At 58.5% G+C, this 7084-nt stretch carries 4 protein-coding genes; all 4 read right to left on the bottom strand.

Annotated elements, in window-relative coordinates; genetic code table 11:
* Nucleotides 1-34: 34 nt before the first annotated feature.
* Genes gmtZ through ACUH78_RS15515 form a run of 4 tightly spaced genes read right to left on the bottom strand, consistent with a single transcriptional unit; the run spans nt 35 to nt 7009 of the window.
* The gene (gmtZ, locus tag ACUH78_RS15530) at nt 35-2899 is read right to left on the bottom strand and encodes a gamma-mobile-trio integrase GmtZ (RefSeq protein WP_445333911.1); all 2865 of its coding nucleotides are present in this window, start codon (nt 2897-2899) and stop codon (nt 35-37) included.
* The gene (gene gmtY / locus ACUH78_RS15525) at nt 2896-4377 is read right to left on the bottom strand and encodes a gamma-mobile-trio recombinase GmtY (protein WP_418365371.1); all 1482 of its coding nucleotides are present in this window, start codon (nt 4375-4377) and stop codon (nt 2896-2898) included. The genes gmtZ and gmtY overlap by 4 nt, the downstream gene beginning before the upstream one ends.
* Nucleotides 4374-6572 (bottom strand): AAA family ATPase, encoded by a 2199-nt coding sequence (locus tag ACUH78_RS15520; RefSeq protein ID WP_445333912.1) that lies wholly within the window; start codon nt 6570-6572, stop codon nt 4374-4376. The genes gmtY and ACUH78_RS15520 overlap by 4 nt, the downstream gene beginning before the upstream one ends.
* Nucleotides 6569-7009 (bottom strand): VPA1267 family protein, encoded by a 441-nt coding sequence (locus ACUH78_RS15515; RefSeq protein ID WP_418365369.1) that lies wholly within the window; start codon nt 7007-7009, stop codon nt 6569-6571. The genes ACUH78_RS15520 and ACUH78_RS15515 overlap by 4 nt, the downstream gene beginning before the upstream one ends.
* Nucleotides 7010-7084 lie beyond the last annotated feature (75 nt).

Here is a 7084-nt window from a genome sequence, read left to right as displayed (position 1 = left end):
ACAATTACATCAATGCGTTAGGCTGGATTTCCGGCTAAGCGAACACGGATTCAGGCTCATCTTTAAGAAGTCCGATGGTTTTGAGCTTGGCGCGGCATTCGGCATAGGGTAACGCCCCCTCGATCGAGCCCGTGCGCGCCTGAATCAGTTGCATTACCGCATTGCCGACGAGTAGTTGCTGCTCTTGCGTCAGGTTCATCAGCACCGGCTCCATGTCGTTGTAGCGCAGCATGGCATCGAGCATCTGCGCACGCCGGACGGTGGCGAAGCCGGCATCGATGTCGGGGTAGATCACCGCGTTTTCGCAGACAACTTCAAACAGGTGCAGCACCGACTGTGACTCGATGAAACTGACCTTTAGGTCGGCCATGCTTCCCTTTGCAACGAGCTTCACACCGCCATTGGTCTTATCGCCGGCAATCTGGATGGAGCGCTGAATCAGGTGGTTCGTAGACTGCAAGTCATTAATGAACTTGTTCAGGATCAGCGCCTCGCCCTCTGCGTACTTGGAGAGTTGCTCCAGCTCGCGCACTCGGAGGAAGGGTTGGTCTTCACGCTCCGCTTTCCGCTGGCCATCCTCCAGACTCCGCAGTTTCTGATCCAGTGCGTTGTAGCGTCCGCTTTGGCGGTGGACCTTTTCGCTTACAGTGTTGAAGTGCGCGATCAGGCCGGGCAGGAAGGCCGGCCCGGTCAGGAGGAAGCGGCAGCAGACACAGTTACGCTCCTGCGGGAAACCTGGGACGGGAGCGTATTGCTGCTCATTCCGAGAGTCGGCGAGACTTTCACCACCCACATCACAGAGCGTCGCCCCATTGGGGCAAATACCTTTGTCATCGAAGGCGAGGGCTGCGACCGATCGGGTGCCGATCACAGCCCGTACCGCGTCCTCCGACACGAAGGCGAAGCGTTGGCTTACCTGCTCGAAGCTCGCCTCCTGAAAAAAGCGGCGATGATTGGCCTGCTCGGCTTCCAGCTCATTTTTTTCCGCTTCCCTCAGCACTTCGCGCAGGTATGCTTTACCGACCTTGGTGTAGTGGAGCGTCATGATGATGGACGCGTGACCGGCAATCATCTTGGATACCAAAGCAATCGGTAGTTTTTTATCGAGGATGAAGTAGGAGATGAGCGACACACGCAGAGAGTGTAGAGAAAACCATGTTTGCGCGTGTGAGTCAGGATTGACGAAGCGCAATGGTGTGCCGTCGTGTAGTTTGTCCTCGGGGCTGATACTCTTCTCGCAGCGCTGCTCCAGCCTTGCGAGCAAGTGATACCAGAGACGGTTCAATGCGACGTCAGTCAGTGGTTTGTCGCCCTTGCCATCAATCGGATCACGAAAAAGAAAGCACGCTGAACCACGCTGCGCAAGCACCTCGGGGTGGGGCCGTGTCCCTCCAAAGTGTTTCCGCTCTAAACTGGTCCATGGAGTTGGCTCAGAAACTGGGTTGTAACGTTCCTGCCAATTGCGTAGCTTATCCAGCCAGTACAAAACTTCGTCCGGGGCCCAGGGAATGACGTAGCCCCTTTGATTCTCAGATTTATTGACGTCGGCAGTCTTGTTGGTGTTTATGTAGAGGCCTGCCTCGCGCTCGTTCGTGCTTTGATGGAAGACGCCGCGCTGCAAAGGACGCTTCTCGCTGCCGGTGGCAAGCGGGCTGAGATTCAGCACAAAACCACCTCCATTCTGCGCATGCACATAGCGCCATGTGTCGGCTTCCCCCGAATCCAGCATTCGAACCTGAAAGGTGCGCAAGGGCAATTCCAACTTGAGGTACAGTGCGACGGCGCGCACGGGCGACCAGATTTCCCAGACCTCGGCTGAGTAGCCTCTAGACTTCCTTTGGTGTTTTCCCGCTGCTCGTCGTCGAAACATGCAATCGGGGTCTGTGGGGTCGATGGTCTTAGGGTCGACCACAAACCAGTCTCCGCCGCTTTTCCCACCCGTCATTGCGTCCTGCGCCCATTTCCAATCGCGGAAGTTCGGTCCCTCGGCTAGCATGGAACGCAGTTCGCGGATGTAGCGAATTGAGAGCGACTTCTTGTCCGACTCGGCCCTTGCTGGCTGACCGGAATAAGTAAGGCGAGAGATCGGATTGTGGAAGCGGGATCGGTCCCAGTCTCCTGTGTCGGGGTCGCTCAGTTTAGTCGTTAGAACCCAGTCGATAAACTCTTTTGCATAATTGTTACGCATTATGCCATTGGCAGAAAGTGTCATTTCGCCGGTTTGTTTGGCCTCAACCAGTACTTCGTCAAACTTTGGCTTTTGCGTTTCACGCATGAGGAAACGCCCAAAATTGCGCTCCAGGTTCTGACCGTGAATGTAAATCGTGAGGAATTTGGCGATCGCATCGCGGCGGGCGGGGACAGCGCGTCTCTGATCCTTGAGCCACTCAGCGGCCAAGTTGCGCCAGTCTTCCAACTGGGGGTCAAGCTTGAGCACGTGGTCGAAGCTCAGATCGGATTCCTTGCCATATCGCTTGATCATCCGTCGGGGGAAAGGATTAGCGAGATGTGACGGAACGATACGATTACCGCCGGCGTCAAGCACTGAGAGCTTTTCGTTTAGCACCCACTCGAGAAAATCGCTGACGGTGTCATGTTTTTTCTTGATGTTGCTTTCCCCGGCCATTAAATCCAAGCCCAGTGCTTTATCGAGCTCAGGCAACCTCCGCCCCCTCGCGCAGAACTCTTCAGGCGGTATCATATGCAGCCCTTGACCGTGCAGGTAGACGACAAGGAATGCGCTCAGTGCGGTTTGATTGTTCGCATTGAATGGGGGCAAAGTGCGGTTATACTCGGCTGCCCACGCACGCCAGCCCTCCAGGGCTGGATCGAGGTCGAGTAGGAAGCGGTAGTCCGGATCGAACTTTCTGATGACCTGCCTTCGTTTTTTTTTGATCATTTTCTTCTCGATAGTCTGAAGTTCTGGCCCGAGAACATACTCAACGGATCGACCTCTTTGAGACCGTATTCTAGGAAGTCAGGTGGTGACAGTGCCGCCCCTTCCTGAGCCTCGTTCGCGAAAGCCAGAGCGGCATCGATTGCACGTTTCAACTTCATTCGATCCGGTTCCGTGTAGACGGCCTGAGATTCCAATGATTTATGATGAAGCGCTTTTTTCAGGTATATAGCATCAAGGCGAAGGTCGGATAGGCGCTGACCGTATGCATGGCGGTGGCCATGCGGCGTGGTGCCCAGCGCCTTGGCCGATACCAGGCCGATGCGCCGCAATGCATTGGCGTGCGCATCCTCAAAGGCGTCGATGCTGTAGGGTGCGCCTGTGCGGGTGACGAAGGCGAACGGATGAGCGGGGGTAAGCCGGGAACGCTGTGCCATGTAGAACACCCAGAACTTCCAGAACAGTTCCCCCGCCCATAGCGGTGCCCAATGCACATGCATGAAGTGCTGCTTGCTGTCGAGCGCGTTACCCTTCCAGCCGGCGTGCAGGCGGTGCGTGCCCTTGTACTCCGTGCGCGGCAAAAGACCGTATTTGTCGCGCAGGTACGTGGCGCGAATAGAGACGACCGGCTTGCCATTGGCATTCAGCAGATCGGGCGGGGCCTGCCCCAAGCTCGGGTGAAACACTCGGACCAAGGCGCTGCCCGGACTGGTCTCGTCGTGCGTCACGTCATGGATATACAGGTGGAACGGCTCGCTCATACGCAGTCCGCCGTAGTCCATCAGCATCGTGATCAGAATGTCGCGCAGGTTCAGCCGCTCCTCAATGCGGCGGCTCTTCTGCTTGCCCGGGACGATGAAGCCCCGGAACAACAGATCCTGCATGCGATCGGCCGGGAAGAATTTGACGGGCTCGTGATCAATGACGGGGTTTTTTTTAAGCAGGGCAGTTCTGGCCTGACTCACTTTGAGCCTGGCAATGTCGGTGCTCATGGTGTGCGAGAGGAAGGCGCGATTGCGTTGATGCTGCCACGCAGCCCAGGCTAGTTGCTCCTCGGCGCGCGTGGCCTGACGCCAAGGGTTCAGTGGCTTGGTGCCATGCTCCTGCGCCATCCAGTCGCTGAATTTGGAGAGGTGGTTCACCAGCACGCGTATCTGGTCAGGTTTGCGGGCATCCCAATACAGGTCGCTCGGGTCTTCGCCGTCGACGCCTACCGTGCCGCTATAGAGCCGCTGGACGAAGGTTGCGAACAGGTCGTGCGGCGTGTCGAAGGACTCATGGTTCGCTTGCATGTAGTCGACCAGGAGACCGACCGCCTGCACGAGCTTGTTCATGTTGCGCTCCGACAGGACATGCCGGTGCTTGAGAATGAAGTGGATCAGCGGCTGCAGCGGGCCGAATTCGGTGAGGATCACCGGGATTTCATCATGGATGCCGGTGTTATCACGCACTACCTTGTAGTAGGCGACAGTATGGGTCACGGCATAGCCCCCAGGATCTCGTCGAGCATCGATCCCAAAGCCACTTGACGCAGCGACGCATGGGGCGGCGCTTCGACAGCAGCCCTGGCAGCCGCCATGTCGCCCACTAGGATCGCCTGTCCCTGTGCGCGGGTGATCGCCGTGTATAGCAATGTGCGATCCAGCAAGCGCGAGGAGCGAACCGGCACGATGATGCGCGGGAACTGGCTGCCCTGGGCCTTGTGGATGGTGACGGCGTAGGCGAGCTCTAGCTGCGGTAGTAGATCGGATGTCAGGTCGCGCTCTTGTCCATCATCCCAGCGGATGCGGCCGAAGCACTGCCCCGGCGCAGAGTCGCGTTGGGGTGGTTCGACCGATACGATCACGCCTAGCGAGCCGTTTTGCAGGTTTTTCTCCCAATCATTGGCTAGGCAGATGACCGGCGAACCGACGCGAAAGCCGGTGCCTTGTACCGAACCGAACTCGTGGTTCCAGAGGAGCAATTCTTCGCTGTTGGCATGGCGGGCCGCTGCGCACAGGGCATTGATCGCTTTCGCGCCCCCGGCCGCCGCCGTACGGGTGGCGCAGAGGATTTGCGTGGCGTTGGGATCGTCGGTCAGCAGGTCAAGTACGACGTCGTTGATATCCCGGAGCGCACAGGGCAGAAATGCAATTTCGCTGTGCGGATCGTCGGGTAGTTCGGGCCATTGCCCCTGCCGGATTGCGCGAGCGGCTTCGGCAACCCTGCCGCCGTAGCGCTTGACTTGTTGTAGCTCAATCCGAGGGACGCCAGCCTGATGCGCCAGTTCGTGCAACATCAGCCCCGGCCCGACAGGCGGCAGTTGGTGCGGGTCGCCCACCAACAGGAAGCGGTAGCCCTCAGGCAGATGCCGGATCAGGCGATAGGCCGCCGGCAGATCGAGCATCGATGCTTCGTCGATTACGACGACGGCACGCTCGGGGGCTTCGGCAAGGTTGAAGCGGTTCAGGAAACCGGCAATCGTACTGGCGGGGTGGCCGGTGGCTTCGCCGATACGTCGTGCGGCACGGCCACTGAGCGCCATGGCAAAGATCGGCCAACCTGCCGCGCTACACAAGTGGAAGAAGGTACGCAGCACGGTGGTCTTGCCGGTGCCTGCCCCACCTGTGATGACGGCGATGGAGTTAGCATTAGCCACCGCCAGCGCATCGATCTGGCTCGGCTCGAGGACCATGCCGGAGTCGGCCTGACACCAAGTGAGAACGGCTGAGAAGGCGGCATGATCCAACAACGATTGCGGTTGTACGGCACGCTGCGCGATTGACTCGGCGATGCCACGCTCCATGACGTAGGGGCCTACGGCATGCAGGCGGTCGGCACGGAGCAAAAAGCAACCTCTTGTGTGCGCCTCAGCAAGCGCACGGTCGACCAAGTTGATCTGATTACAACTCAACAACGCGCCTACACGTCGGGATGCCTCGCTGCGTTTGACGCAGGTGTGTCCCGCGTCAAACGCAGCGTACAGGGACTGTTCGACGGCCCCAGCGAGCCGTCGCGGATCGTCTTCAGCAATCCCGAGGGCTTCACGAGCAAGTTTATCGGTGGTCGCCCAATCCGCTGCGAAACTGATTAACCGATAGGGGTCCTCCTCGATCTTGAGGGCTGGCTGCGGGCTGAAATACGCGATGACCTTACGACCCAGGGTTACGGAAAACCCCTTGGATTGCAACCATTGCAGAGTGAAGGTGTCACCCCAGCGGTGCCACGAATCGGCAAGGCTGACCGCCGCTTCGGCGGTCATGACTTCTTCGAGCTGTTTCACGTTGCCTGCATCGAGAATTGCGTAGAGGTCTTCGCCGAAGTGATCCCAGAGGCGACGGGCCTTGACGATACCGATACCGGCGAATGCCTCACCTTCTGCAAGCAAGGTAATGATGTGCTCGCCCGAGGGGCGAAGCAGCTCCATCGTTTCGGCGGTTAGCGTCAATTCGGTCAGGCGATAGCCATTCACGATAATGGTATTGGGCGTGGTCTCCCCACTCACGCGCCAGAATTGACCGACTTCAATCGGCGCATGTAGCAACCAGTGTGGGGCCTTCACGACTAGATGCGTCTTGGCATCCAGGCGCGCACCGTATTCGTCGATCTGGATGGCGGTAAAGATCGCACCGCCTCGGCCTTGAGGGTTCTGGCTACGCACGACGCAGACACGAACGGTGAAACTCGGCACGCTCACCGGGGCAGTCTCCCGGTGCTGGACAGCACGTTGTCCATGAGGCGGTAGCGTTCCAGTTGGCTACGAAGCTCCGTCACCTCGGCGCGCAGGCCAGCGTTCTCCGCTTCGAGACGCTTCAGGCGGGCCTTGTCCGCCGCAACATGCGAGTTGGGTGCGTCGGCCGATGGCGGCGAGCGCGCAGCATCCGCGACGGGCGGCAGGATACTCCGTTCGCGAAGTTGTGCTTCGAGGGCACGCAGCGCTTCATTCACGCGAGGGTTTTGCAACAAGACGCTTTTTGCAAAGCAGCACTCCCGCGCGATCTCCTGTCGAGAGAGCTGACCACGCCTGACCATCCCTCGGTAGTCGGCGTCGGTTTTACTGGCGACCCACGAGAGGAATGTGGCGAGATTCTGGCCGGCCTTTTGCTGGCCCGAGAGGTTGTTGAATGCACTCATAATATTAAATATAGGACTCCACATAACTACAACCGTCAAGCAATAAAATGTCGCCTATCGGTTCAGAGGCGGCAT

This window comes from Thauera sp. ZXT1-4 (genome assembly GCF_052598215.2).
The sequence above is the reverse complement of the archived record's forward strand: the minus strand, read 5'-3'. Positions and strand labels throughout refer to the sequence as shown.

Coding starts and splice junctions, on each gene's coding strand:
- ACUH78_RS15515 (WP_418365369.1), bottom strand. CDS start 7,009: ATGAGTGCATTCAACAACCTCTCGGGCCAGCAAAAGGCCGGCCAGAAT.
- gmtZ (WP_445333911.1), bottom strand. CDS start 2,899: ATGATCAAAAAAAAACGAAGGCAGGTCATCAGAAAGTTCGATCCGGAC.